The following is a 25202-nucleotide window of genomic DNA, read 5'->3' on the forward strand; positions in this document are numbered from 1 at the left end:
GGCGTGACACGCGCTACTTACGGTGCGATCTCGCTACCGCTTGCGCCACCCGCAGGTCAGCTGCTGCTTGGCCTGCTCCACCTCGTCGTCGGTGAGCGGGGGGACGACGAGATGCTGGCGCGGTGTGCCGTCGCCGCGGACGCCGTTCAGCATGATGGCCATATAGCGTTGCCACACGTCGGGATTGACCGGCTTGGCGAACTCGGCGAGGGCGTCGACCATGTGCACCAGCGCGAAGAAGTCCGAGGGCTCGATGCCGTCGGCGAGGACGCCTGCGTCGCGCGCACGCGCGCAGATGGCGGTCACGGTGGGTTTGATGCGATCGCGCACGACCGTGAATCGGTCGGTTTCGTCGTCTTCGAGTTCGAGCATGACTTCGCTGAACCCGCGGTTGGTGGCCAAGTGCCGACAGGCGTACTCGAAGAACTCGACGAGTCCGAACCAGGGGTCGGGGTGCCGGTGGGCGGCGTCGGCCGCGTCGGCGAAATCGTTCAGGTTCTGATCGAAGACCTCGACGATCAGTTCCTTCTTGTTCGCGAAGCGGCGGTACACCGTGCCGACGCCCACGCCAGCGCGCTCGGCCACGTCGTCGAGGGTGATCTCGAGTCCGTGATCGGCGAACAGTTCCCGTGCCGCGGCGATGATCCGCTGCTGGTTACGCGCGGCATCGGCCCGCAGGCGCCGGGGAGGGGAGGCGACCGTGGCGTGATTCACACCCTCATTCTATCAAGCTCGGGGATTAACCGGAGGCGTTGTCTCCGTTATGGTGGTAACTTCTTCAGACAAGCGGAGGATATACCTCCGGATCAAAGCTCGAGACAAAGGGGACACATGACTACCGCCATCGACCGTGGGGGCCCCGCCCCCGAGCAGACGGGAAGTGGGCGGCGCGGCTCGCACGCCCTGCGCTGGTGGGTGCTCGCCGTCCTCGGCGTCGCCCAGCTCATGGTCGTGCTCGACGCGACCGTGGTGAACATCGCGCTGCCCGCCGCGCAGCAGGACCTCGGCTTCAGCGACGGCGACCGCTCCTGGGTGGTGACCGGCTACGCACTGGCGTTCGGCAGCCTGCTGCTGCTCGGTGGACGCCTCAGCGACCTGTTCGGCAGGCGCAACACCTTCATCGTCGGCCTGGTCGGCTTCGCGGTGGCCTCCGCCATCGGTGGCGCGGCCACCAGCTTCGAGATGCTCGTCGCGGCCCGGGTCGGGCAAGGCGTCTTCGGCGCGCTGCTGGCGCCCGCCGCGCTCTCGCTGCTGACCGTCACCTTCACCGAACCTTCCGAGCGGGCGAAGGCGTTCGGCATCTTCGGCGCCGTCGCGGGCACCGGCGGCGCGATCGGCCTGCTGCTGGGCGGCGCGCTCACCGAGTGGGCCTCGTGGCGCTGGGTGATGTTCGTGAACCTGGCCTTCGCCGCCGTCGCCCTGGTGGGTGCGGTGCTGCTGCTGGCCAAGCATGCCGCCACCGAGCGACCCAAACTCGACATCCCCGGCACGGTGGTGGTCACCGCGGGCCTGTTCGGCATCGTCTACGGGTTCTCGCACGCGGAATCGGACGGCTGGACCAACGGCGTCACCCTCGCCTTCCTGCTCGGCGGCGCGGCGCTGATCGCGGTGTTCGCCTGGCTGGAGACCCGGGTCGCGCACCCGCTGCTGCCGATGCGGATCGTGCTCGACCGGATGCGCGGCACCTCCTACCTGACGGTGTTCGTCATGGGCATCGGGATGTTCGCGATCTTCCTTTTCCTCACCTACTACATGCAGCTGACCCTGCGCTACTCGCCGATCATGACCGGCGTGGCGTTCCTGCCGATGGTCGCCGCCATGGTGGTCTCCTCGACCACCGCGCCGTCGTTGCTGCTGCCGAAGCTCGGCCCGAAGATCGTGGTCAGCGGCGGCTTCCTGATCGCGGCGGCGGGCATGGCCTGGCTGACCCGGATCGGCTTGGACACCGGCTACGCCACCCACATCCTGCCCGCCCTGATCCTGCTGGGTCTCGGCCTCGGCGGAGCGATGTCGACCGCCTTCCAGGGCGCCACCTCGGGCGTGCAGCACGAGGACGCCGGCGTGGCCTCGGCCATGATCAATACCAGCCAGCAGGTCGGCGGATCGATCGGCACGGCGCTGCTGAGCACCATCGCGGCGTCCGCGGCCACCGATTACCTGTCCACTCGCACCCCGGACCCGCTCACCATCGCCCAGTCCGCGATCGAGAGCTACACCACCAGCTTCTGGTGGGCCACGGCGATCTTCGTGGCGGGCGGCATCCTCACCGCGGTGCTCATGCCGAGCACGGCGCCGGTGCCCGCCGAGGGAGAGCCGGTGCTCGCGCACTGATCCGAGTGCGCCCCTGCCGATCCGGTGCACTGCACAGCGGCCGCCGCTCCCGCGACTCCGTCGCGGGGCCGGCGGCCGTCGTGATGTCTGCCTCGCGGGTCGATCGAAACCGTGGCATTGTGATTGCCGGTCAGCCGCTGGGAGAGGCCGATTCCGTGTGGAGGCGAACCTTTCCGTGGTAGGAAGCGGTGCGAATCGAAGTCCGATCGGCGTCGTGCATGACACGCGGTACCCGTCCGCCATGCGCGGCAAAGCGCTCCCGAATCACCACTATTGGTGCAAAATACGAGGTAAGTAGCGGTGGTGGGCTTCGCTGAACGCCATCGGCATTGTGCTCGATCCGGTCTCGTGCAGAGGTGAGCGGTTCCCTGTCCGGCCGACGCGGTACCTGTCATGGGATGCCCGGCACTCGGAATCCCGATGATTCCGGCCGCTTCGGCGTGGGTAGCCAAGAGACTGCTGCGCACCCTTCTCGGCATCGGCGTACCCGGCGGTCGCACCACCCTCTCCACCCCGTCCGCGAGGTTCGTAGACTCCTCGGACCGGGCGCGGCACTCCCGCGCCCGTCCGCCTCGGGGAGTGGCGGTCGGCGTAGCCCGGGGCGGCGGAGCCCGGCGCGGGCATGGCACGGTGGATACCTGGTTCGGCTCGGCGATCGACGGGAACGGCACACGGAAGGGGGCAGGCAATGAGTGGTTCGCAAGCGGGCACCGCCACGGCGGGACGATGGCGCCCCGCGGCGCGGCTCACCGTGCTGCTCGACGAGGACGACAAGTGGCGGCACGCGCCCCTGTATCACGAGATCGTGCGCCGGGCCAGGGATACCGGCTTGGCGGGCGCCAGCGTGTGGCGCGGCATCGAGGGTTACGGCGCGTCCTCGCACGTGCACACCACTCGCATTCTGGATGTCGCCGACCACCTTCCGTTGCTGCTGATACTGGTCGACGAGCCGGAACGCCTGCGCGCCTTCGTCGAAGGGAATGCCGAACTGTTCACCTCGGTCAACGTCACTCTGTCGCCGGTGGACCAGTGGCAGGAAGGTGAGCGATGAGAAGACCGCGCGGAAAGCCCGATGCCCGCCGATCTTCCACGGACCGTACGGCACCAGCCGTTTTCGCCTCGCCGATGCCGCCGCACGGGGCGGCCGTTACCATTGTCGGTCCGGCGCGGCTCGGCGATCTGAGCGGCGCGTCGGCGGGTGCTCGGCCGCTCGCCGCCGCGGAAGCGGGCTTCCGCACCGTGCCGACCACGTTCAGCATGTACGGCTGCGAGACGTTCCGGCTGGTGGCCGAGATGGACGACGTGGCCGTGGGGTCGGCGGTGACCGGGTGGTCGTGGACATGATCCTGATGACGAGCCGGGCGCAGCCGATACGGAAGGGAGACCCGAGCATGGCCCACGATCGAGCCGGGCGTCCCGCACGTCCCACCGATCTGGAAGACATCGCCCATCTGGTGACGGCGTACTACAGCCGGGTACCGGATGCGCGGGATCCGGCTCAGCGAGTGGCGTTCGGCACGTCGGGACATCGCGGCTCCAGCCTGGACGGTGCCTTCAACGAAGCGCACATCCTGGCGATCACCCAATCGATCGTGGAGTATCGCGCGACCCGGGGCATCACCGGGCCGGTCTATCTCGCCAGGGACACGCACGCCCTGTCCGAGCCCGCCTGGACCACCGCGCTCGAGGTGCTCGCCGCCAACGACGTCACCGCGGTGATCGACGCGCGCGACCGCTACACCCCCACGCCCGCACTCAGTCACGCTGTGCTGCGCCACAATCGGGGCGGCGCCAAGCACCAGGCCGACGGCATCGTGGTCACCCCCTCGCACAATCCGCCGTGCGACGGCGGATTCAAATACAACCCGCCGCACGGCGGCCCGGCCGACAACACGGCCACCGACGCCATCGCCGCCCGCGCGAACGAGCTGCTGCGTGACGGGCTCACCGGCGTCAAGCGCACCACGCTGGAGCGCGCGCTGGCCACCGGCGTGGAACGGTACGACTACCTCGACCACTACATCGAGGACCTGCCCAACGTGCTGAACCTGGACGCGATCCGCGGCGCGGGCATCCGGCTCGGCGCCGACCCGATGGGCGGCGCCAGCGTCGACTACTGGGAGGAGATCGGCCAGCGCTACGACCTCGAACTCGAGGTGGTCAATCCGTTCGTGGATCCCACTTGGCGGTTCATGACGCTCGACAGCGACGGCAAGATCCGGATGGACCCGTCCTCCCGCTACGCGATGGCCGGGCTGGTCGCGATCAAGGACGACTACGACATCTCCACCGGCAACGACGCCGACGCCGACCGGCACGGCATCGTCACACCCGACGGCGGGTTGATGAACCCGAACCACTTCCTGGCGGTGGCCATCGAATACCTGGTCGCCAACCGGATGGGCTGGGACGCGCTGACCAAGATCGGCAAGACCGCCGTGACCTCGTCCATGATCGACCGGGTGGTCTCCGTGCTCGGCCGCGACGTGCACGAGGTGCCGGTCGGATTCAAGTTCTTCGTGCCCGGATTGTTCAGCGGCAGCCTGGCCTTCGGCGGCGAGGAGAGCGCGGGCGCGTCGTTCCTGCGGATGGACGGCACGGTCTGGACCACCGACAAGGACGGCATCCTGCTCGCGCTGCTCGCGGGCGAGATCGCCGCGGTCACCGGCCAGAGCCCGTCGGCGCGCTACGTCGAGCTCGAGCGCCGCTACGGCAGTCCCGCCTACGCGCGGATCGACGCGCCCGCCACCGCGGAACAGAAAGAGCTGCTCGCGAAGTTGACTCCGGACATGATCACCACGAAGGAGATCGCCGGGGAACCGGTCACCGCCGTGCTCACCAGGGCGCGGGGCAACGGCGCGCCGCTGGGCGGCCTCAAGGTGACCACCGAGAACGCGTGGTTCGCCGCTCGCCCCTCCGGTACCGAGGACAAGTACAAGATCTACGCGGAGTCGTTCCACGGCCCCGAGCACCTCGCCGAGGTGCAGACGGCCGCGGAGGAATTGGTGGGACAGGCGCTGACCGGTGACCGGTAGAACCAAGCCCCTGCCCACCGAGATCTGGGTGCTGGTCGGGGGCGCTTTCGTCATCGCCATCGGGTTCGGCTTGGTCGCCCCGGTGCTGCCGCAGTTCGCGCGCGGGTTCGGCGTCGGCGTCGCGGCCGCATCCGCCATCGTCTCCGCGTTCGCCCTGATGAGGTTGCTGTTCGCGCCGGTGAGCGGGCGGTTGGTGCAGCGGCTGGGGGAGCGGTCGGTCTATCTCGGCGGGCTGCTGATCGTCGCGGCGTCCACCGGCGCCAGCGCGCTGGCCCAGAGTTACTGGCAGCTCATGGTGTTGCGGTCGCTCGGCGGCATCGGCTCGACGATGTTCACCGTGTCGTCGCTGGCGCTGGTCATCCGGATGTCGCCGCCCGAACAGCGCGGCCGGGTCTCCGGGCTGTGGTCGACCAGCTTCCTGGTCGGTTCGGTGAGCGGGCCGCTGGTCGGTGGCGGGTTGTCCGGGCTCGGGCTGCGCTGGCCGTTCGTGATCTACGCCGTGGCGCTGTTCCTGGTCAGCGTGGTGGTGCACCTGAGCCTGCGGCATTCGGAACTGGCCGCGCCGGAGCCGGCCGGTGGGGTGCGCATGATGTCCTTCCGGGAGGGTTGGGCACGGCCGGAGTACCGGGCGGTGCTGCTGTCGAACTTCGCCAACGGCGCCGCCGTGTTCGGCGTCCGGATGGCGTTGGTGCCGTTGCTCGTCGTCGAGGTGTTGCACCAAGCGCCGGGGATGGCCGGTGTCGCGTTGACGGTCTTCGCCGCGGGCAACGTCGCGGTGCTGTTCGCCTCCGGGCGACTGTCCGACCGATGGGGACGCAAACCGTTCGTCATCGTCGGCTCGCTGGTGTGCGCGGCGGGAACGGCGGGGCTCGGCCTGGCGAGCGACCTGCCCTGGCTGCTCGCCACCTCGTTCCTGGCCGGGCTGGGCTCCGGCCTGTTCACGCCCGCTCTGCAGGCCGCCGTCGCCGACGTCATCGGACCCAAGGCGCGCGGCGGGCCGGTGCTGGCCGGCTTCCAGATGGCCGCCGACCTCGGCACCGTCATCGGGCCGGTCGCCGTGGGCGCCCTGGCCCAGCAGGTGTCCTACGGTCTGGCCCTCACAGTGACCGGCGCGCTGCTCGCCGTCGCCGCGCTCGTCTGGGCCGTCGTGCCCGAGCCGTTGCGGCGGGGGAGGGCCGTTCGATCGGAGATTGCCTCCGATCGATCCGGCGGAGCGGACGACACCGAACGGCAAGCGGCCGGGATCGATCGCGCGCTGAGTGACGTGTCCGGTGCGCCGGTAGCCGACAGCGCAGTGCCGGTGGTGGCCTCCTCCGGGGCGGCTCCGCGTGGAGACGGCGTGGAAGATTCGCCTACCCACGTCGGCCGTCCCGAATCGGTGCCGGAGGGCGCCGGGGCGCCGGCGGAGTTCGACGGGCTGGTACGTCGTGCCCCGGCCGTGCGCGGCGATCGCTCAGGTATCTCAGCGGATTCCCGGCCGGTGACGCCTGCGCCGGGGACCGCGGTCGTCGACTCGGACGTGGAAAATCCGCCGGGGCGCCCGATGTCTCACGGCAAACGTCGTCGGCCGGAGCGGCGTGTCCGCCGCAGGCGGTGACGAGGACACAGATCGCACCCGATCGGTCGCGGCTGGACGGGACAGGCGTTGGACGGCGGGGATGTGTCTCCCGAGTCCACGCCGGACAGTCGCCGATTCGTTCGGCGAACTTGCCACGGCCTGCGCGCAGACGCGGCTGGCAGGCGGCGGAAGACTGTCGCGGCGGTGAGCGCCGGGCCCGGAGGGGCTGAATCCACTGTTGCCGGGGTGGTGCGAAGTCGGCGCGGGTGGTCGCGGCTGCTGTCTCCGTGCGTTGCCCGGCGGACGCGCGGAGATACTGAGGACCGGACCCCGACTGCTCGGCCGGTGTCGGAACCCTGCTGTGTAGGTGCGCTCGCTGTGCGTGGGCGTGGGTCGGATCGGTGGCCCGGCGGTGGGGATGGTGGTTGGGTGCGGCAAAGTGTGAATGTGAGCGAATCGCGTTCGAAGTACACGCCCCGGCCGATGTCCAGTGCGACCACCTATGCGCTCGGTGCGGTCGCTCTCGTGTTGATCGTGTTGATCGTCATCGCGGCGATCCGCTGGGGGCGGGACGACGCGGCTGTCCGGAACGACGGCTACGGGTCGGCGCGCAACGAGACGGTGCACTCGGTGCTCGAGCAGAACGGCTCGATTCTGCTCGGCCGCCCGGACGCGAAGAAGACCATCGATGTCTTCGAGGACCCGCTGTGCCCTGGCTGCGGCAGCTTGGAGCGCATCTACGGCCAGGAGATCGCGCAGAAGATCGATGAGGGCGCGCTGGCGGTGCGTTATCGCCTGGTGAACTTCCTCGACGCGCGCTCCCGCAGCAAGGACTATTCGACCCGCGCCGTCGCCGCGAACCAGTGTGTTGCCGAAGCGGGTGCAGGTCCGGTCTACTCGAAGTTCCACACCGAGCTGTTCACCACCAAGCGCCCCAGCGAAGGCGGCGCCGACCTGAGCAACGAGGAACTCGCCGCGATCGCGGGCGACGCCGGGGCCGCCGAATCGGTCCGGCAGTGCATCGCGACCGGAGCCAAGGTCGACTCCGCCCGCAGCAGCGCCATGGCGCAGACGGCGGCGCTCGGCGAGGCCCTGGGCGGCTCGGCGGCCACGCCCGCCGTGTTCGACGGGGCGACGAAGATCGACACCAACGACGAGAACTGGGTGGTCTCGCTCACCAAGTGAGCAGTGCTGTTCGGGGTTTCAAAAGCTCACGGGTCCGGTGAGATTCGCCTCCGGTCGCACCACAAGATCGGGGCGCTCGGTGAACGGAAGGGCCGGAACGCCGACTCCACCAAATCGACGCCCCGGCCCACTCGACGGCGCGACCCGACATCCCCAGCCCCCGAGATCGCCGCTCGCCGAGTTTTCAGTTGGCTTGGGGCCGGGCAGCGGCTCCACCTGCCGCTACCCGGCCCGCGCACTCGACAGCGCGATCCGGCCCCCTGTCCCTAGACCGCACCTCGAGAGGTCTTACTTCCGCACGCCGGGCGCACTCCACGTGACCGCCGGACACCCGGAACGGGCAAACCAGCAACCCCATCTGCTCCGCCCGTCCCGAGCGTCCACCGGCTATCGCCCCTCACCCGCGCTACCGACTTCACTCGAACACATGTTCGATAATAGGCTCTTTTGCTCCGTCTTGTCACCCCCGAATCGAGGCGATTTGGTCGGCGACACACGGTTGGTGTAACTTCATTCAAGCGCGGCGGGGACACCCGGAGCGCAACCAACCAGGGGCTATGGCGCAGCTGGTAGCGCACCACACTGGCAGTGTGGGGGTCAGGGGTTCGAGTCCCCTTAGCTCCACAGAAACATCAGGTCAGGCCCGGTCTTAGACCGGGCCTGACCTTTTTCTATTGGACCTGGCCCCCATTTACCCCCCGGTTTGGCCCTGCAATTTTGTTGATGATGGCTCTGCCGTTGTGCTACCAGCGGAACGGTGGGACCTGATCCGGGTGTAGGCCGGGACCGGGAGTCATTGTGGCAGGTCGGTGGTCGTGATTCGGGCGCGCGATTTTGGGTCCATCGCGCTACATCGCAGTGGCTGGTGCACCATAGGAACCTATGGGAGCCTCTGACACTGCCGCCGATTACGACGCCGCCGAAGGAACCCTCGTCAGTATCGGCTATGAGGGGAAAACCATCGACGATCTCGTCGCCCAGCTCGTTGAACAAGACGTCCAAGTGCTCGTCGATGTACGCCTGACTCCGCTGAGCCGCAAACCTGGGTTGTCGAAGACGAAGCTCGCCGAGGCTCTTGCTGCGGTGGGCATCGGTTACGTCCACCACCGTGCACTCGGCAATCCGAAGAGCAATCGGGATGGTTTCCGCGCCGGTGAGCCAGAATCCCGCGCCCGGTATCACGACTTACTCGATAGTGCCGCTGCGACTGACGCTCTTGCGCACGTGTCCGAGCTTCTCGATGGTGGTGTGGTGGCGTTGCTGTGCTTTGAGCACGACCATGCCGAGTGCCATCGTGACATGGTGGTGCATCGACTGCTCGAAGCTCGCCCCAACGCGGCGGTGGTACACGTCTAGAACAAGGCGAGTTCGGTCTTGGAGTACCAGACGCCGAGGACGGAGAAGGATCGGCGGTGCTGGTTCTGGTTGCCGACGTAGAAGTGGACATCGCGGTCAGGTGAGAGCATTGTGTCGCGCCACTTCTGGAGGAGCATCTCGTGCGCTCGGAGGGCACCGTGGGACTTCAGCCAGCGTCGGCTGGCTTGGCCTGCCTCCCAGTCGAGCACTTTCTGGTCGTGGCCGCGGCATTTCGACGATTCGCAGCGGTACTTGTATCGCACAGCGAATGGTGCGGGTTCCAGCGGTCTGAGCGAGGTGCCGAACAGGTCCGGAGCCGACGACTTGTCGATCTTCGCCCGCTCCGCTGCGGACCAGGGTTCTCCGGCGACGACCCTGACCTCGACGTCGGTCGGTTTGACGAGTCCGAGCGACGGTGACGGGGTGCCCATGCCGCCGATAGGGTTTTGTGCGAGGAGCCCGCACATGGTAGCGGCGCCGATGAGACCGTCGAGGTTCATCCTGCGCCGCTGCCAATTGCTGCTCGTGTCCAGCAGCTCTATGTGTTCCAGCTCGTCCTGGCGCGGGCGGAACGACTCAGGGCGGTTGTCGTTGGGTTGTCTGTATGTGCCGTTGAGGCGCAGGACCTCGTACTTTTTGAACTGTTTGTCGAAGTCCTCGTTGCGGAACTTCACCGGGTAGAGACGGATCCACTCGGGACGCTCCCGATCGAGCCTGACGCCCGCCACGCAGACGGTCTCGCCGTATGTGTCGCTCGGGTTCGGGTAGGTTTTGACGGTGATCATGACCTTTACGGTCTCGTCCCCTGCACGAGGTTGCCTGAGGCCCGTCGCACTTGTGGCGCTTGGTAATTCGCTGGCCCCCATTAAGCCAGCGTAACTGGGAACACGACTCGAAACGGGCGAAACCGCGCCCAAACGCGCTCTCATCAGCCGGGATTTCTGTCGGCAGCCCCGCCGCCATCTCACAGATGTTGGTCACTCCGGCGTGCGCTCGCCCCGAGAACTATCTCTGCGCCGCGCGGGACTGTCGCTGTCGACGAAGGGCTTGACTCGACGCCGCAGTCCCGGGGACCGCTGCCGTCGGCTCGAGGCGGTACTCCGATGAGCGTGCGGGGGTGGCTCGCCCACGAGGGGGCAGGGTGCGAGAATCGCCCGATGGATGACTACACCACTCACAAGCAGCGCGCCGAGGCACTGCTCAGTGGCCTCACCGCCGGGGAGGCGGTCAGCGGAGCGGAGCGGCGGAACGTGATCGCTCAGGCGCAGGCACATGCTGCCCTCGCGCAGGCGGAAGCCCAGCGGGAGACCGCGGAGGCCATACGTGCACTTGGGGCGTTGTCAGCACGAAGCGCAGTCTGAACGAAGCAGCCTCGCAACGGGGCGCGACCCCAGCAGATCTGACGGGACCGCATGCTGACCTCGCGGGACGAGTGTGCTCACCCCGGTCCTCATGTGCCCGTCGGATAGACCGTCGATTTCGTTCGGCTGCGGGATCAGGTTGTCGTCCAGGCGACTTCGTCGATCGCGAGCCACGGTGCCCTCGCGACGACGGTGGGAGTCATATCGGTAATCGCCTTGGTTCGACGGTGAAGATGGGATTGGTCGGCGTAGCCGGCCTCGACGGCGGCATCCGCAGGCAAGCGCCCTGTCGCTAGGAGATGGGCGGCATGGTCGAAGCGGACGAGTTCGGATGCATGCTTGGGCGAGACCCCGATATGGGTCCGGAAGCGAGACCAGAGTCGCTGACGGGTCCAGCCGGTCTCTGCGGCAAGGGTCTCGATGCGGAGCAGGCCTTTGGTGCGGACGATCTGGTCCCAGGCGTACGCGATCTCGGGTGCTACACCGAATCCGCGAGGTACCCGGCTTCGGAGGAACGCGGCTGCGATTGCGAACCGGTCGTCCCACGACGGCGTCGAGCGGAGTCGCTCGGTCAAGATGGCAGCGCAGCTGCCCCACAGTTCCGGCAGCGGTGTCACGGCGCCGCCGATGACCTCGGTGTCTCGGAGAATCGCTGCGGCGATGACGGGGGACACGCGGATCTGTAGGACGTCGCCGACCCCTGCGCTGGTGATGCGTAAGGCGCCGGCATGGAGGCCGACGATCGCATTCCCCGTGACCGGGCGCCCGAGAACGTCGTAGACGACTCCGTGCTCGCTGAGATCGAGCAGGAGCGTAACCAAGGGATGCGGGATCATCGTGATGTCAACGGGACCGACGTCGTGGTACCGGAAACCCGCCATCCGGACTCCCGGAGTCGGTAGTCGGACCGGGACGGCGACGTCGACCCGACTCCAGTCCAATCCGCCCGTTGCGGTCATGCATCCCAGGTTAGCCGGAGCGGGATAACGTGACATTCGTCCAATACGGCGTGACGAGCCGGCGACGAAGCTGTCGGTATGAGCGAATCGAGTCCCACCCAGACACGCGATGACACGACAGTCCGCGGATTGCACGTCGTCATCGACGGGAACCCGGCGGCACCGCCCTTGCTACTCATCCACGGCTCGGGCGCAACCGGTTCGATGTGGGCGCCAGTGGTGCCGTCGCTCGCCACGAAGTACCGGGTGATCACGATCGACCTTCCGGGATGCGGCCAGTCCACGCCGGCGTCGACGTACGCCGTTCCGCAGCAGGCGGATCGGACTGCGGCGGTGTTGGACGAGCTCGGCGTCCGAAATCTGAAGGTGGTCGGCCACTCCAGCGGAGGGTACGTCGCTACCGCCCTCGTGGAGCGTCGTCCAGACCTGGTCGGCGAGCTGATCCTGGTCAGCACGGGGCCGAGTCACGCAGCGCTTCTCCCCGAGCCGGCGATCATCCGGGTACTCGCCTCGCCGCCCTTCGGTCCGCTCGTGTGGGCGATCCGTACCGACTCGATGATCCGCCGCGGACTGGCAGCGACAGCGGCGGCTCCGATTACGGTGCCCGACGAGGCTGTGGCCGACTTGCGAAGGACGTCCTATCGAGCTTTCCGCGCGATTCTCGCCGCCAACGGCGACTACATCGCCGCGCGGACCGTGCCCCAGCGCCTCATCGACGCCGGAAAGCCCCTCCTCGTGATCTTCGGGGATTCCGATCCTCGTTGGGACCCGGCATCGGCGCATCAGTATGAGGCGGTGCCGGGTGCCAAGCTGGAATACCTTCGCGGAGTCGGGCATATCGCGATGCTCGAGGACCGCGACGCCCTCGCCCGCTTGATTCTCGACCGCGCACTCTAGGTCGTCCCGAACGTCCTAGCCAGCAACAATTAGTATTCCACCTGGTTCAACCACGAACTTCCGGTCGGTGCGTAGCGCAGGCTTTCTCTGCACCTGTCAAGCAACAGACCGGTCGGTCGCGCTTGTTGTTGACGGCCTGGCACGCTATTTTTCTGCGGTCTCAGGCGCAGACCGCAAAGTCCTCGACATGGTTCGCCAACCGGCTCAGGACTTTGCTGCGTTTACCGAGCCGGTGCATGCTGGTGGTGTCGTCGGCCGTGAGGTTGGTCGAATCGGTCATGATCCATCGGGTCATGTCGCGGACCGACGGCGGTCGCGGCGCGGGGACCGGCATGTGGCCGGTCCTGGTGCGGCGACGACGCAGATAGCGTTGAACCTGCCGTCGGGTACCGGGGTATCCCCGCTCGGCGATCTCGCGGGTGAGTTGGGCGCCGGGCGGCTTCGGCCGGGTGCCATTGCGCACGCTCGAGTGTCGTCACCACGGCGTTCTCCCGCTGACCATCCGGTGCCCACCGGTAACCCCGCGCTTTCGTCGTCGAGGTGGCATCGGTATCAGGCTTTGCCGAGAGGCGATTGTTCGAGAACTGAAGGCGGCACCGTCGGCGGGTTTCCCCCTTTGTGCTGGTCAGTGCTCTTTCCGTGCTCCTGACCATCTCGGCGCGGTGAACCGGGCCGCTTTCCTGTCGTCCGTCGGGGGATTTGACGTTCTGATCAACGATCAGCGGGGGTCGAGTACCTGCTGTTGCGGGGTAACCCGCGGAGAGGCGCCGCGCGGTTCGGCCTCCGCAGAAAGTTGCGATCAGGCATCGAAATTCCGTTGCAGCCGAGCATGATTCGCGAATTCGACAACTTGCCTACCCGATCACGGTGGTCGCCGCGCCGGGCTGATCGTTGGGGTTGGGTTCCCCACACCGATCCTGTCCGGGCCGATGGGCTCATGACGCTCTATGTGGGGCTCAGGGGTTCGAGTCCCCTTAGCTCCACAGAAACATCAGGTCAGGCTCGGTTTCAACCGGGCCTGACCTGTCTCGTTTGGCCCCGCCCCACCTCGTGTTCCGCGGTCAGGCGGCCGGGTGGATCGCGGGGCAGGTCGACACGATATTCGGTGGCGGTGAGCTGCTGACATCCACGGCGGCGACTTCGGCATCGGCTGGTCAATGGTTTTCCGCGTGCCCGCGCGCCAGCCGGGCATCGATGTACTCGGCCATATACGGGCACTCGGTCGCGGGATTGTCGCGGTGGCAATGCAATGTGTGCTCGAGATACGCCCTGGCCGCGGTGAGCCGTTCGATTTGTGTGCTGAACGATTCGATCCGGGTGCGCACTACGTCGTGCCAGTCCTGGTCGGCGCTGCGACCGGCCAGCACCGCGGCGATATCGTCGAGGCTCATCAGCCCGGTTTCCCGCAGGTACTGGATTATCGCCAGTCGGCGTACCTCGGCTCGGTTGTAGTACCGCCGGCCGCCCCGGCGATCTTCCGGCGAGATCAACCCCGCTTTCTCCCACCAGCGCAGCGTCGACGTCGCTACGCCCAACAGTTCGGCGGCCGCACCTATCGGCATCGAGTCCACCCTGCAAGACAAGCGCATCCCGCGTCTCACACGCAACCATTGACTTGAAGTCGACTTCAACTGCGAACCTCGTTGCGACGGTTGCTATGACGAGGAGGAAACGACGATGTGTGGCATCACGGGCTGGGTCGACTGGGAGCGAGACCTCACCCAGGAACGTCCCCTGCTGGAGGCGATGACCGACACTCTCATCCCGCGCGGTCCCGACGCGGGCGGCCTGTGGCTCTCGCCCCGGGCCGCGCTCGGTCACCGACGACTGGCGGTGATCGACATCGAGGGCGGCGTGCAACCGATGCAGGCCGGTCGGGACGGCGAGCAGCCGTGTGTGCTGACCTTCAGCGGGGAGATCTACAACTTCCGGGAACTGCGCGGCGAGCTACAGCTACGGGGCCACCACTTCCATACTCGCTCGGACACCGAAGTGCTGCTACACAGCTATCTGGAATGGGGCGATCAGTGCCTGCGCCGGTTGAACGGCATGTTCGCGTTCGGCATCTGGGACCCCAACCGACAGGCCCTGTTGCTGGGCCGCGACAGGCTGGGCGTCAAACCATTGTTCTACCTGTCCTACACCACCGGGGCGCTGTTCGGCTCCGAGCTGAAGGCGGTGCTGGCCAACCCGATCGCCCCGGCCGAGGTAGATACCGAGGGCCTGGCCGAGGTGCTGTGCTTCACTCAGACCCCCGGTCACGCGGTATTCCGCAATATTCGCGCACTGCGGCCCGGCCACTACGCGTGGATCGACCGACGGGGCTGCCGGGAGCAACGGTACTGGGCGCTGGGCAGCGGGGGGCACCCCGACGACCTGCCGACCACCACCGCCGCGGTGCGGGAGCTGCTGGAGGACATCGTGCGGCGGCAACTGATCGCCGACGTGCCGGTAGGCACGTTGCTGTCCGGCGGGTTGGACTCCAGCGCCGTGACCGCGCTGGCCACCGGCGTGCTGAACCGGGACGAGCGCGGCCGGCTCGCGACGTATTCGATCGACTTCGAGGGCAACCAGGACAACTTCCAGCCCAGCGCGGTCCGCCCGGAACAGGACACCCCGTTCGCGCGGATGGTGGCACGGCACGTGCGCAGCGACCACACCGAGTTGCTGCTGCGCACCGACGAGGTGATCAAGGCCCGTTCCGAGGTATTGCGTGCCCGCGACCTGCCCGGCCTCGCCGACACCAACGCCGCCCAATACCTGTTGTTCCGCGAGGTCAAGAGGCACTCGACGGTGGCACTGTCCGGCGAGTCGGCCGACGAGGTGTTCGGTGGCTACCCATGGTTTTTCGATCGGCGGATGCTCGACGCCGCCACGTTCCCGTGGGCGGTCTCGGTGGCGGCGTTCGAGCCGATACTGGATCCCGAGCTGTGGCGGTTGCTGCGGCCGCGCGAGTACATCGCCGACCGCTACGCGCAGACCATGGCCGAAGTACCGGTGCTGGACGGCGAGGTACCGGCCGACGCGCGAATCCGGGAAATGTTCTACGTCAACCTGACTCGATGGCTGACCATGCTGCTGGACTTCAAGGACCGGATGAGCATGCGAGTCGGGCTCGAGGTCCGAGTGCCGTTCTGTGATCACCGGCTGGTGGAGTACCTGTGGAACACCCCGTGGGCGTTCAAGACCGCCGATGGGCGGGTCAAAGGCCTGTTACGTAACGCGGTCGCCGACCTGTTGCCGACTCCGGTGCTGGACCGGAAGAAGACCTCGTTCCCGGTCAGCCAGCACCCGGCCTACGAACAGGCGCTACGTCAGGAGATGCGGGCCGAACTCGCCGACCCCGACTCACCGCTACTGCCGCTGGTGCGCCGGGAGGCCGTGCTCGACCTGCTGGCCGGGCCGCTGGGCGCGCAGGGCATGTGGCGCTCCGCGGACACGCTGTCGTTCCTGTTACAGCTCGCCGAATGGCTGCGGGTTTATCACATCAGCGTCCGATGAGACTGCTGGAACGCAGGCAGGAGCGTGAGAGCAGCCGCCCCCGCTCTCCCAGCAGGTTCCTCGAACGATGGCACGCTCCGATAGTGACTGTCGCGCTTGCCACGACGGGACCGACTCGTGATCGCGCCCGCAGCGAGAGGGGATTCACAGTGGTGTTGCACGTCCTGGAGAGACTGTTCGGAGAACGCGGCGGGCGAACAGTGGTGCCGGTTAGAGGCGTGTCGCGGTGTGGACGAGGTCGGCGACGGCTTTGGATCTGCTATGTGGTGGCCAAGCGATGACGGTTGTGACGGGCGGTGCGTCGGGCACGGGCACGACGGCATGATCGTCGCGTAGCTGGGTTCGCAGCGACTCGGGCACGACCGCGCAGGCCAGTCCGAGCGCGATCAGCTGGAAAAGTTGGGTATGGTCGCGCACCTGCGGGCCTGGGCCGTCCGGATAGCTGCCATCCCGTCCAGGCCAGCGCGGCAGGGGCAGGTTCGTCAGGGTGTTGACCTCGGCCAACGACAGATGCGTACGGTTGGCGAGGGGATGACCCGCGGGCAGGACCACGACCTGTTGTTCGGTGTGCAGATCCTCGGCGTCGAATCCGGCTGTCGTGTCGTAAGGCCGGTGGAGCAGAGCAACGTCGGCACGCCCGGTGCGCAGCAGACCTTCCGGCTGGCCTGGCCCGCACAGCATCACCTCGACCGCCACGGCGCCCGGTTCGGCGGCGTAGGCGTGCAGCAGCTTCGACAACAGTTCGCTGGACGCTCCGGCCTTGGTGGCCAGCACCACACCGGGCTGGTCGGCCGCGGCGCGCCGGGTTCGGCGCTCGGCGGCTTCGACCGCGTCGAGCGCGGTCCGGGCCTCCCGCAGCAGCACCGCCCCGGCCTCGGTCAAGGCGATGGCGCGAGCGGTGCGGTGCAGCAGGACGACTCCGAGTCGCCGTTCGAGCTGCTGGATGGCCCGCGATAGTGGCGGTTGCGCGATCGCGAGCCGTTGTGCCGCCCGCCCGAAGTGCAACTCCTCGGCGACGGCGACGAAGTATCGCATCTCCCGCGTCTCCACCGGGTGATGGTATCCGGCGCTGACCACGATCAATACCCGTGGGGTATCGCCGCACACCCGATCGGTCTTGGACGCCGCACCCGGAGCCGCAGCAGGATCGGCGGTGTGAGTGGACAGACGATCGCGCTGGTGACCGGCGCGAACAAGGGAATCGGATACGAGATCGCCGCGGGCCTGGGCACGCTCGGTTGGCGAATCGGTGTGGGCGCGCGCGATCGGCAACGCCGCGACACCGCGGTGGAGAAACTGCGCGCGGCCGGGGCCGATGCGTTCGGTGTGCCGCTCGACGTGACCGACGACGCCAGTGTGGCCGCGGCGGCCGAATTGATCGCCGACCATGCCGGAGGGCTCGACGTCCTGGTCAACAACGCCGCGATCACCGGCGGTATGCCGCAGACACCGACCACGGTCGATCCCGCGACCGTGCGAATCGTCGTGGAAACCAACGTGATCGGCGTCATCCGGGTCACCAACGCGATGCTGCCGATGCTGCGCGCCTCGGCCTCACCGCGGATCGTCAACATGTCCAGCAGCGTCGGCTCGCTCACCCTGCAAACCGCACCCGGCATCGACATGGGCCCGGTTCCCGCCGCCTACTTGGCCTCGAAGACCTTCCTCAACGCTCTCACCATCCAATACGTCAAGGAACTGGGTGATACCAACATCCTGATCAACTCCGGCTGTCCCGGATTCACCGCCACCGACCTCAACGGCTTTCGCGGCGTCCGTACACCGCAACAGGGCGCGGCCATCGCGATTCATCTCGCGACCCTGCCCGACGACGGACCGACCGGCGGATTCTTCGACGACGCCGGAACAGTGCCCTGGTGACAAGAACACCGCGCGTCGCGCATCGGAGGAGAAGCAAGACCATGACAAAGGCAGTCAGATACGACGAGTTCGGCGGAATCGAGGTCTTGCGGGTCGACGACGTCGACCGCCCCGTGCCTGATGACGGGCAGATCTTGGTTCGGGTGAAGGCGGCAGGCATCAACCGTGGTGAGGCGGCCATCCGCACCGGCGCGATGGCCGACATCTTTCCTTCGACATTTCCGTCCGGGCAAGGCAGCGATCTCGCCGGGGTCGTCGCCGAGGTCGGCGCCGGAGTCGACCGATTCTCGGTCGGCGACGAGGTGATCGGATTCTCCGAGATGCGGGCAGCCCAGGCCGAGTTGATCCTGGTCGACGTCGACAACCTCATACCCAAACCGAAGAACGTCTCATGGGAGGTGGCGGGTGGCCTCTATGTCGCCGGAGCCACCGTCATCGGCTTGGCGAGCCGGCACAACCACGAGTGGCTGCGAAGTAACGGCGTGATCCCGGTCGCCTACAGTGACCGCGCCATCGACCGGATCAAGGCCGCCGCACCGGGCGGCATCGATGCCTTCATCGACACCCACGGCGGCGGGTACGCCGAACTGGCCCTTGCCCTCGGCGTCACGGTCGAGCGGATCGACACCATCGCCGATTTCGCGGCGGCCGCGAAGTACGGAGTCAAGACCGAACCCGGAACCGACGCCAGGCCGGGCGCCATACCGCGGCGAAGCTGTCGGCTTGGCCGCGCCGCACTGCCGGGAGGCCCATATCTGCGGCGGACTCGACGCGCGTCATGGTGGTGGAACAGCGAAGTGATCATCTCGGAAGCACTTCTTCGGATCGGTTAGGCATGGTGGGGCGCAAATCGATGGAAAGCGGCCGTGCATGGGATCTCCCTCGGACGGTCGGGGTTTCGGCGGGAACCGATCCGATGTCAGTGTTGGTGGGGTGCGTGGGCAGGCAGGGTGAAGGCCGCCGTGCGGACGGTTCCCTCGTGCTTGAAGTCGAGGAACAGGCGGTAGGTCCCGGGTCCGGGCGCGGCGGTGTGGAAGGCGATATCCGGGCCGGGGGCGGTCACTCCGTCGCCGGGCTCGCCATTCGGGTGGACGTGGACGTAAGCCAGGTCGCCGGCCCGGATGACCACGAGGTGTCCGAAGGCCGCTAGGTAGGGCTGCAGGTCGGTGACCGGGGCGCCGTCCTTGCGGACGGTGAGGGTGAGGAGACCGCCGTCGCCCGTGGTGAGTTCGCCGCCCAGTTCCACCTCGTAGCCGTCCACGACGGTGATGCGGGCCGGGGTGGGAACCGGGAGCGGGGCGTACGTTCCGGCGAGGGCGAGGTCCGCTCCGAGGGTGATGGTGCGGCCGAGGTCGCGGGGTGCGATATCGGTGAAGACTCGGTAGGCGCCTGCCTCGGGCAGGTCGAGACGCACCGACCAGGTGCCGTCGGCGCCGAGCTGCGGATGGACATGCCAGAAGCCGGTCAGTTCCCGACGAACAACGATCAGATGCAGGTCCCGGTCGTGGATGGGGGTGTAGTCGGTGACGGGCTGCCCGTCCGGACCGATGATGCGGAACCGGAAGTCGATCTCGCCCGGCTGTAGCACGGTGTTCTCCAGCTCGAGCGAGTACCCGTCCTGGGTGATCAGCAGCCCACCGGGAACGGCTGAAGCGTCGTGATGGGAATGTCCGGTGGCATGGGCCGGGTGATGGCCGCTGTGTGCATGACCTGAGCCGTGTCCGGCATGTTCGGCAGGGGCGGCGGCGTGTCCGCCGTCTCCCGGGTGGTGCCCGTGGATGGCGTGCAGGGCGTGGAGATGGTTCGAGGTGCTCATCGTCCTGATCTTCCTGTTGTCGTCGGCAGCGGGACATCGAAACCATATACCCCCTATGGGTATGAGGCAAGTGAAAGTTGTTGCGCCTTTCGGCGTATGACGCGGGCTTGACACATAGATACCCCATGGGGGTATGGTGGCGAGCCTGTTGAGTTCCCGATACCGAAAGGTGAACCGAAATGTCTGTCCGAACTGCGCCATCCACGCGAAAGTGGCTGGCCCTCGCGGTGATTGCCGCTGCTCAGTTCATGGTCATCATGGACACCTCGATCATCGGCATCGCGCTGCCGAAGATGCAGGCCGAACTCGGGTTCTCCCAGGAGAACTTGACCTGGGTCTTCAATGCCTACGTCGTTGCCTTCGGCGGATTGCTGCTGCTCGGAGGACGACTATCGGACCTGCTGGGTGCCCGCCGGGTGTTCGGAGGGGGCTGGCTGGTCTTGCTCGCCGGTTCGGTGATCGCCGGCGCGGCGGGCACTGTGGGCGTCGAGCTCGCCGGCCGCGCCGTGCAGGGCGCCGGCGCGGCACTGATCGCGCCCTCGGCGCTGACATTGCTGATGATGCTGTTCGGGTCCTCGCCGCAGGAGCTGACGAAAGCTCTCGCTGTCTACGGCGCGGCGGCCCCGGCCGGCGGTACCGCGGGCGTCTTCCTCGGCGGTGTCATCACCGAGTACGTCAGCTGGCCTTGGGTCTTCTACATCAATATCCCGATCGCGATTCTCGCTTTGATCGCCGTCCCCGCCCTGATGCCGAGTGCGCCTGCGCGTTCGGGGTCGGTCGATCTGCTCGGAGCGGTCTCGGTGACCGCCGGATTGGCTGTGGCCGTCTACGGAATAGTGCGGGCGCCTGAGGTCGGCTGGAATTCCGGACAGACCTGGGTGGTCCTCGGCGCGGCGGCCGCGTTGCTCGCCGGTTTCGTCTGGGTTCAGTCCCGGCGTACCGAGCCTCTGATGCGTCTGGGCATCTTCGCGGCGCCGAACCTCGCCGCCGCCAACATCGCTCAGCTGCTACTGGGCGCGGCGTGGGTACCGATGTGGTTCTTCCTGAATCTGTACCTGCAGCAAGTGCTGGGCTACAGCGCGTTTCCCTCCGGTGCGGCGCTGCTGCCGATGACAACCTTGATCATGCTCGGAATGATCGTCCTGGCTCCACGGGCGATGCAGCGCTTCGGCGCCAAGCCGATGATCGTGACGGGCTTGGTGGTGCTCGGCCTGGGTCTGGGCATCATGGCGCTCGTGCGTCCGACCGGCAACTTCTGGGCTGATGTGCTGCCCGCCTCGCTGGTCGCCGCCGCAGGCATGTCCTTGGCGTTCATTCCGTCGCTGGGCACCGCCATCTCCGCGGCGCGACCGGAGGAGGGTGGTCTGGCCTCCGGCATCGTCAATGTGAGCTACCAGGTCGGTTCCGCTCTCGGTCTGGCCGCGATGACGGCGGTTGCGACCGCCTACGGCACGGACGACCTCGGTGATCTGCCGAGGCTGACCGACGGCTTCTCCGCGGCTTTCCTGGGCGCGGCGGTCATCGCCCTCGCGGGCGCGGGTATCGCAGCGGGCACCATGCGAAGCCCAGCGCCGGCACTGGTACCCGAACCGTCTGAGAGATGACTCTGAGGAGTATCCAGACGCTTCGAAGCCGGGCCTGGTCGCAGAGGATGCAAATGATATCCGCTACGACCAGGCCGGCCCGTGGAGATTCCGCCCCTGCGCGCGCAACCGGATGCTCGTCGAACTCGTCGGTGACGACGACGTCGTGTCGGTCGAGCTGGTCCAGCCCCTCGGGCTGACCGGGCGTGAGGCGGTGCCCATCATCGAGACCGCGCGCACGGGATCGTCGCACATGCGGGAGTACCTGCTCGGTCAGCCGCGCCCGGAGAAACAGCGGCCCAGCCGCCGCGACAACCAGGGATTTGCGACGCGGTAGTCGTGTGCTTTTCCGGCGGAGATGGGTAACCGCTCGATGTTCTGAGAGCGGCCCCGCCGAAGCACCCGTACGGAGAAGCATCATGACCCAGACGAATCATCCGCAGGCCTCGTCTACCGCCGAGCGGATCGCGCAGAACGGCGTGTTCGCGGGGCTCGCTCGCGCGGGCTATGTCATGTCCGGGCTCGTCCACCTGCTCATCGGCTATATCGCCATCCGGCTCGCGTTCGGCGGCGAGGGCAGCGCGGATCAGTCCGGGGCCATGGCCGAACTCGCCGACAAGCCCGGCGGCGCCATCACCCTCTGGGTGGCTACGGTCGCGTTTCTGCTGATGGCGCTGTGGCGACTGGTGGAGACGATGTTGGGCCACGCGTCCAAACCCGCTTCCGACAGCAAGAAATCCGAAGCGTTCGACCGGGTCAAAGCGTTCTCACTGTTCGTGGTCTACCTGGGATTGGCGATCACCGCGTTCCGTTTCGCCCAGGGTAGTGGCCAGTCCAGCAGCAGCCAGAGTGTCGGACTCACCGCACGCTTGATGCAGCACACGGCGGGAACGGTCGCTCTGGTGGTGGGCGGGCTGGTCATCATCGGGGTCGGCGGCTACCACGTGTACAAGGGCGCGAGCCAGAGCTTCCTCGACGATCTCCGCGGCAGCCAGGGCGCCTTCGTGCGGCGGCTCGGCACCGTGGGATACATCGCGAAGGGGCTGGCCGTCGCCGCGGTCGGGCTGCTGGTGATCCTCGCCGCGACGCAATCCGATCCGAACAAGTCCGCCGGACTGGACGGAGCCATCAAGACGCTCGGCGCGCAACCCTTCGGAATGGCTCTGCTCCTCGTCGCCGGGCTGGGCATCATCACCTACGGGCTCTACAGCTTCGTCATGGCCCGCAGCGCCAAGATGTAGCGAAAGCTAGCGCTCCGCGATCAGCAGCCTGGGCTGCCGCCACAGGTCGTCGAGGTCGTCGGGGAGGTCCTCCACCGAACGCCCGTAGGACGCGGCCAGCTCGCTCGGGCTGAAGCGCCGCACCGACCAGCCGTGATCGGCCAGCCACTGCGCTGGATCGGCCCGCTCGTCGTCGTAGAACAGCTCGGCCGGATCGACGTCGCCGAACGGGTTGTAGCGATCGAAGTACTTCGACTCGATGCTCGCGAAGCGTGTGACGTCGACGCCCGCCACGAAGCTCTCCACGGCGAGCCGGCTGCCGGAGGCGGACAGCTCATCGATGTGCTGGAACAACCGGTCCTGCGCCGCACCGGGAAGGTAGGGCAACAGCCCCTCCGCCGACCATGCGGTGGGTGCGCCGGGCGCGAATCCCGCGGCACGCAGAGCGGCGGGCCAGTCCTCGCGCAGGTCGACGGCCACCGTTCGCCGGTCGGCCTTCGGCCGCGCACCGTGCTCGGTGAGCACCTTCTCCTTGAACTCGAGGACTTTGGGCTGATCGATCTCGAACACGGTGGTTCCGGCGGGCCAGTCGAGACGATGCGCCCGCGCGTCCAATCCCGCGGCGACGATCACGGCTTGCCGGACGCCCGCCGCCGCGGCCGAGGAGAAGAAATCGTCGAAGAACTTCGTGCGGAAGCCCATGAATCCGGGGACCAGCGGAATACCGTCGAGCCGGGAGGGGTCCGCCAGCAGCTCGGTGAAATGCGGATGGCCCGAAGCCGCGACGAACAGCGGCGCGTACTCGTCCCGGATCAGTGGATCGGGTGCAGCCGCCTCCAGCGCCCGGAACGTCGCCACCCCCAACGCGGTGAGCCCGACGCTGCTGACGATGTCCCACACGTCTCCCTCGGTTCGCATCACCGCACCGCCCTTCAGCCGACCACGGCCGTCTCGTGTTCCATCACTTCGCTGGCCGCGCGTTCGCCGGAGCGGACGGCCCCGTCGATCCAGCCGCACATGACCGCGGAGCTCTCCGTGCCCGCCCAGTGGATGCGGCCGCACGGCTCGCGCAACGCATGGCCGAACTCGGTGAGCACACCGGTCGGCGCGTGACTGAGCATCCCGCCGCCGGAGTAACGCTCGGTGCTCCAGTTCTGCTCGACGAAGTCGACGGGTGCGCCGGCCTTGCGGCCGAATCGCTCGACGAGTGCGTCGAGCACGGCGCGCCTGCGCTCGGTGTCGTCGAGCCGGCCGACCTGGCGCGCGATGGGTCCCTCGATGACGACGCACAGGACGCCCGGGTGCCCGGTGTCCCCGCACGCATCGATGGTGACGGTCGCAGGCGAACCCGGAGCGACGGACTGTCCCGATAGGCCGTCGTCGCGCCAGAACGGCTCGTCATAGACGACGGAGGTCTTGATGATCGAGCCGCTCGGCATACGTTGGTGCAGGAAAGAGCGATCGGCGGGCAACATCGGCCGGTAGGAGATCTGGCCCGCGATCGCGAGGGGAACGGCCACGATCGCCCGGCGCGCGCGCACCGTCATGCCGGTCGCGCGGACCATCACCCCCTCGTCGTCCTGGTGGATGCAGCGGACGGGCTGGGAGAGGTGGATCGAGTCGCCTAGTTCGGCCGCCATCGGCCGGTAGATCGCGCCCATGCCCCCGATCGGCCGGGCGTCCTGCGCCGCGTCTTTGACGCCCAGAACGAAGCTGGGCCCGCCACCCGAGGCCATCTGGAACAGCACGAAAAGCAACGACACCTCCGAAGCCGCCGAGGTGTAGCAGCCGGCTATGGCGGTCTCGAGCAGGTCGTGCGCGGGTTTGGACAGGACATTGGTTTCCAACCAGTGCGCCAGACTGACCTGATCCCACTTGTCGGCCTTCTTCGCCGCCCACGGTGCTTCCAGCGGAACCGCCTTGCACATATGTCCCAGTTCGAGGAACACCGCGCCGAGGTTCATCGCCGCCCACGGGCTCATGGTCCAGGGAATCGTGCCCGTGTAGCGGTGCTGCTTGCCGTCGACCACCATCATGGCCTCGCCGTCGGTGTACTGCTTGTAGCTCGGCACTCCGAACTCGGTCATCAGCGCCTGGATGCGGTCTTGGCCCGGCCCGATCCAGGCGCCGCCGCGGTCGATCCACGCACCGTCGGCGCGCATTTCGGTGAAGGTGCGTCCGCCGAGCCGGTCGCGGGCTTCCAGCAGCGCCACCGATCGGCCCATCTGTTTCAGCCGCAATGCGGCCGTCAATCCCGCGAATCCCCCGCCGATTACGCAAAAGTCGACGTCTGTCATGGCGTGCCGTCCTCGGGTCGCAGTTCTGCGCACGGCCGCCGTGTTCCCTGCGCTGGACCGGCGCACTCGGCACAGCGGGTGCGATTAGCCTTCGATCAGGTCTACGCGTCGAATCTCGGGCAATTCTATAGCAAATAGCGCGGGCCGGTCACTTCGATGCGTTTCCGGTGCAGGCGGCAGGCAAGCTGCCTAGGCTCACGAATCTTGCTGCCCGATCGCCTG

23 protein-coding genes, 1 tRNA gene and 1 pseudogene are annotated in these 25202 nt (G+C 67.5%); 16 read left to right on the forward strand and 9 right to left on the reverse strand.

Annotated elements, in window-relative coordinates:
• Positions 1-33 precede the first annotated feature (33 nt).
• On the reverse strand, positions 34-714 hold the full coding sequence (locus QMG86_RS05940) for a TetR/AcrR family transcriptional regulator (protein ID WP_281878153.1): 681 nt from the start codon (positions 712-714) through the stop codon (positions 34-36).
• A 117-nt stretch (positions 715-831) separates the two neighbouring features.
• Between QMG86_RS05940 and QMG86_RS05945 the strand changes: the two genes are divergently transcribed.
• The 8 genes and pseudogenes from QMG86_RS05945 to QMG86_RS05980 all read left to right on the forward strand — a co-directional run bounded on the left by QMG86_RS05945 (position 832) and on the right by QMG86_RS05980 (position 9465).
• Positions 832-2331 (forward strand): MFS transporter, encoded by a 1500-nt coding sequence (locus tag QMG86_RS05945; RefSeq protein ID WP_281878154.1) that lies wholly within the window; start codon positions 832-834, stop codon positions 2329-2331.
• 688 nt (positions 2332-3019) lie between these two features.
• Positions 3020-3382 (forward strand): DUF190 domain-containing protein, encoded by a 363-nt coding sequence (locus QMG86_RS05950; RefSeq protein ID WP_281878156.1) that lies wholly within the window; start codon positions 3020-3022, stop codon positions 3380-3382.
• A gap of 74 nt (positions 3383-3456) precedes the next feature.
• On the forward strand, positions 3457-3675 hold the full coding sequence (locus tag QMG86_RS05955; protein ID WP_281878158.1) for a hypothetical protein: 219 nt from the start codon (positions 3457-3459) through the stop codon (positions 3673-3675).
• Positions 3676-3722: 47 nt separating this feature from the next.
• Positions 3723-5366, forward strand: coding sequence for a phosphoglucomutase (alpha-D-glucose-1,6-bisphosphate-dependent) (gene pgm, locus QMG86_RS05960; RefSeq protein ID WP_281878159.1), 1644 nt, complete (start codon positions 3723-3725; stop codon positions 5364-5366).
• Positions 5356-6531 (forward strand): annotated as a pseudogene (locus tag QMG86_RS05965) (MFS transporter); the annotation flags it as partial. The gene pgm and the pseudogene QMG86_RS05965, both read left to right, overlap by 11 nt.
• An 840-nt stretch (positions 6532-7371) precedes the next feature.
• Complete coding sequence (locus tag QMG86_RS05970) at positions 7372-8109, forward strand: DsbA family protein (protein WP_281878160.1); 738 nt, start codon at positions 7372-7374, stop codon at positions 8107-8109.
• A 551-nt stretch (positions 8110-8660) separates the two neighbouring features.
• Positions 8661-8733: transfer RNA gene (locus QMG86_RS05975), tRNA-Ala, on the forward strand.
• A gap of 258 nt (positions 8734-8991) precedes the next feature.
• Positions 8992-9465, forward strand: a complete 474-nt coding sequence (locus tag QMG86_RS05980; RefSeq protein ID WP_281878161.1) for a DUF488 domain-containing protein — start codon at positions 8992-8994, stop codon at positions 9463-9465.
• On the opposite strand, the gene QMG86_RS05985 is transcribed toward QMG86_RS05980, so the two are convergent.
• Positions 9462-10250, reverse strand: a complete 789-nt coding sequence (locus tag QMG86_RS05985; protein WP_281878169.1) for a DUF8757 domain-containing protein — start codon at positions 10248-10250, stop codon at positions 9462-9464. The two genes, QMG86_RS05980 and QMG86_RS05985, sit on opposite strands and share 4 nt — an antisense overlap.
• 372 nt (positions 10251-10622) lie before the next feature.
• Between QMG86_RS05985 and QMG86_RS05990 the strand changes: the two genes are divergently transcribed.
• Positions 10623-10826: a hypothetical protein gene (locus QMG86_RS05990; RefSeq protein WP_068057770.1), complete on the forward strand. Its 204-nt coding sequence runs from the start codon at positions 10623-10625 to the stop codon at positions 10824-10826.
• Positions 10827-10960: 134 nt separating this feature from the next.
• Here the strand turns inward: QMG86_RS05990 and QMG86_RS05995 are convergent, their stop codons facing one another.
• Entirely contained in the window at positions 10961-11707 is a 747-nt protein-coding gene (locus QMG86_RS05995; RefSeq protein ID WP_281878170.1) for a helix-turn-helix domain-containing protein, read from the reverse strand.
• Between the two features lie 207 nt (positions 11708-11914).
• On the opposite strand from QMG86_RS05995, the gene QMG86_RS06000 reads away from it, so the two are divergent.
• The gene (locus QMG86_RS06000) at positions 11915-12682 is read left to right on the forward strand and encodes an alpha/beta fold hydrolase (protein ID WP_281878172.1); all 768 of its coding nucleotides are present in this window, start codon (positions 11915-11917) and stop codon (positions 12680-12682) included.
• A gap of 160 nt (positions 12683-12842) precedes the next feature.
• Here QMG86_RS06000 and QMG86_RS06005 read toward each other — a convergent pair whose 3' ends face one another.
• Together QMG86_RS06005 and QMG86_RS06010 are read right to left on the reverse strand one after the other, a co-directional pair.
• On the reverse strand, positions 12843-13145 hold the full coding sequence (locus QMG86_RS06005; RefSeq protein ID WP_281878174.1) for a hypothetical protein: 303 nt from the start codon (positions 13143-13145) through the stop codon (positions 12843-12845).
• Between the two features lie 691 nt (positions 13146-13836).
• The gene (locus QMG86_RS06010) at positions 13837-14244 is read right to left on the reverse strand and encodes a helix-turn-helix domain-containing protein (RefSeq protein ID WP_281878175.1); all 408 of its coding nucleotides are present in this window, start codon (positions 14242-14244) and stop codon (positions 13837-13839) included.
• A 115-nt stretch (positions 14245-14359) separates the two neighbouring features.
• Between QMG86_RS06010 and asnB the strand changes: the two genes are divergently transcribed.
• On the forward strand, positions 14360-16183 hold the full coding sequence (gene asnB, locus QMG86_RS06015; protein ID WP_281878177.1) for an asparagine synthase (glutamine-hydrolyzing): 1824 nt from the start codon (positions 14360-14362) through the stop codon (positions 16181-16183).
• A gap of 210 nt (positions 16184-16393) precedes the next feature.
• Here asnB and QMG86_RS06020 read toward each other — a convergent pair whose 3' ends face one another.
• On the reverse strand, positions 16394-17233 hold the full coding sequence (locus QMG86_RS06020) for a LysR family transcriptional regulator (RefSeq protein ID WP_281878178.1): 840 nt from the start codon (positions 17231-17233) through the stop codon (positions 16394-16396).
• Between the two features lie 105 nt (positions 17234-17338).
• Here QMG86_RS06020 and QMG86_RS06025 point away from each other — a divergent pair, with 105 nt between their 5' ends.
• Together QMG86_RS06025 and QMG86_RS06030 are read left to right on the forward strand one after the other, a co-directional pair.
• A complete protein-coding gene (locus QMG86_RS06025; RefSeq protein ID WP_281878179.1) occupies positions 17339-18064 on the forward strand; it encodes an SDR family oxidoreductase in 726 nt (241 codons plus the stop codon).
• Positions 18065-18105: 41 nt separating this feature from the next.
• On the forward strand, positions 18106-18897 hold the full coding sequence (locus QMG86_RS06030; RefSeq protein ID WP_281878180.1) for an alcohol dehydrogenase catalytic domain-containing protein: 792 nt from the start codon (positions 18106-18108) through the stop codon (positions 18895-18897).
• A gap of 86 nt (positions 18898-18983) precedes the next feature.
• Here QMG86_RS06030 and QMG86_RS06035 read toward each other — a convergent pair whose 3' ends face one another.
• Positions 18984-19880: a DUF8832 domain-containing protein gene (locus QMG86_RS06035; protein ID WP_281878181.1), complete on the reverse strand. Its 897-nt coding sequence runs from the start codon at positions 19878-19880 to the stop codon at positions 18984-18986.
• A gap of 179 nt (positions 19881-20059) precedes the next feature.
• Here QMG86_RS06035 and QMG86_RS06040 point away from each other — a divergent pair, with 179 nt between their 5' ends.
• The 3 genes from QMG86_RS06040 (at position 20060) to QMG86_RS06050 (ending at position 22704) form a co-directional block, all read left to right on the forward strand.
• Complete coding sequence (locus QMG86_RS06040) at positions 20060-21484, forward strand: MFS transporter (RefSeq protein WP_281878182.1); 1425 nt, start codon at positions 20060-20062, stop codon at positions 21482-21484.
• 112 nt (positions 21485-21596) lie between these two features.
• Positions 21597-21800, forward strand: coding sequence for a hypothetical protein (locus QMG86_RS06045; protein WP_281878183.1), 204 nt, complete (start codon positions 21597-21599; stop codon positions 21798-21800).
• Positions 21801-21882: 82 nt separating this feature from the next.
• Complete coding sequence (locus tag QMG86_RS06050; protein ID WP_281878184.1) at positions 21883-22704, forward strand: DUF1206 domain-containing protein; 822 nt, start codon at positions 21883-21885, stop codon at positions 22702-22704.
• Positions 22705-22710: 6 nt separating this feature from the next.
• Here QMG86_RS06050 and QMG86_RS06055 read toward each other — a convergent pair whose 3' ends face one another.
• Both QMG86_RS06055 and QMG86_RS06060 read right to left on the reverse strand, forming a co-directional pair.
• Complete coding sequence (locus QMG86_RS06055) at positions 22711-23601, reverse strand: class I SAM-dependent methyltransferase (RefSeq protein ID WP_281878185.1); 891 nt, start codon at positions 23599-23601, stop codon at positions 22711-22713.
• 14 nt (positions 23602-23615) lie between these two features.
• A complete protein-coding gene (locus QMG86_RS06060; RefSeq protein ID WP_281878188.1) occupies positions 23616-24980 on the reverse strand; it encodes a flavin monoamine oxidase family protein in 1365 nt (454 codons plus the stop codon).
• Positions 24981-25202 lie beyond the last annotated feature (222 nt).

Source organism: Nocardia sputorum (assembly GCF_027924405.1).
Classification (GTDB): domain Bacteria; phylum Actinomycetota; class Actinomycetes; order Mycobacteriales; family Mycobacteriaceae; genus Nocardia; species Nocardia sputorum.

Bases quoted from the DNA above. Each gene is read 5' to 3' on its own strand.
- QMG86_RS05945 (WP_281878154.1), top strand. From the start codon at position 832: ATGACTACCGCCATCGACCGTGGGGGCCCCGCCCCCGAGCAGACGGGA.
- QMG86_RS05950 (WP_281878156.1), top strand. From the start codon at position 3,020: ATGAGTGGTTCGCAAGCGGGCACCGCCACGGCGGGACGATGGCGCCCC.
- QMG86_RS05955 (WP_281878158.1), top strand. From the start codon at position 3,457: ATGCCGCCGCACGGGGCGGCCGTTACCATTGTCGGTCCGGCGCGGCTC.
- pgm (WP_281878159.1), top strand. From the start codon at position 3,723: ATGGCCCACGATCGAGCCGGGCGTCCCGCACGTCCCACCGATCTGGAA.
- QMG86_RS05980 (WP_281878161.1), top strand. From the start codon at position 8,992: ATGGGAGCCTCTGACACTGCCGCCGATTACGACGCCGCCGAAGGAACC.
- QMG86_RS05985 (WP_281878169.1), bottom strand. From the start codon at position 10,250: ATGATCACCGTCAAAACCTACCCGAACCCGAGCGACACATACGGCGAG.
- QMG86_RS05990 (WP_068057770.1), top strand. From the start codon at position 10,623: ATGGATGACTACACCACTCACAAGCAGCGCGCCGAGGCACTGCTCAGT.
- QMG86_RS05995 (WP_281878170.1), bottom strand. From the start codon at position 11,707: ATGGCGGGTTTCCGGTACCACGACGTCGGTCCCGTTGACATCACGATG.
- QMG86_RS06010 (WP_281878175.1), bottom strand. From the start codon at position 14,244: ATGCCGATAGGTGCGGCCGCCGAACTGTTGGGCGTAGCGACGTCGACG.
- asnB (WP_281878177.1), top strand. From the start codon at position 14,360: ATGTGTGGCATCACGGGCTGGGTCGACTGGGAGCGAGACCTCACCCAG.
- QMG86_RS06030 (WP_281878180.1), top strand. From the start codon at position 18,106: ATGACAAAGGCAGTCAGATACGACGAGTTCGGCGGAATCGAGGTCTTG.
- QMG86_RS06035 (WP_281878181.1), bottom strand. From the start codon at position 19,880: ATGAGCACCTCGAACCATCTCCACGCCCTGCACGCCATCCACGGGCAC.
- QMG86_RS06040 (WP_281878182.1), top strand. From the start codon at position 20,060: ATGTCTGTCCGAACTGCGCCATCCACGCGAAAGTGGCTGGCCCTCGCG.
- QMG86_RS06045 (WP_281878183.1), top strand. From the start codon at position 21,597: ATGCTCGTCGAACTCGTCGGTGACGACGACGTCGTGTCGGTCGAGCTG.
- QMG86_RS06050 (WP_281878184.1), top strand. From the start codon at position 21,883: ATGACCCAGACGAATCATCCGCAGGCCTCGTCTACCGCCGAGCGGATC.
- QMG86_RS06055 (WP_281878185.1), bottom strand. From the start codon at position 23,601: ATGCGAACCGAGGGAGACGTGTGGGACATCGTCAGCAGCGTCGGGCTC.
- QMG86_RS06060 (WP_281878188.1), bottom strand. From the start codon at position 24,980: ATGACAGACGTCGACTTTTGCGTAATCGGCGGGGGATTCGCGGGATTG.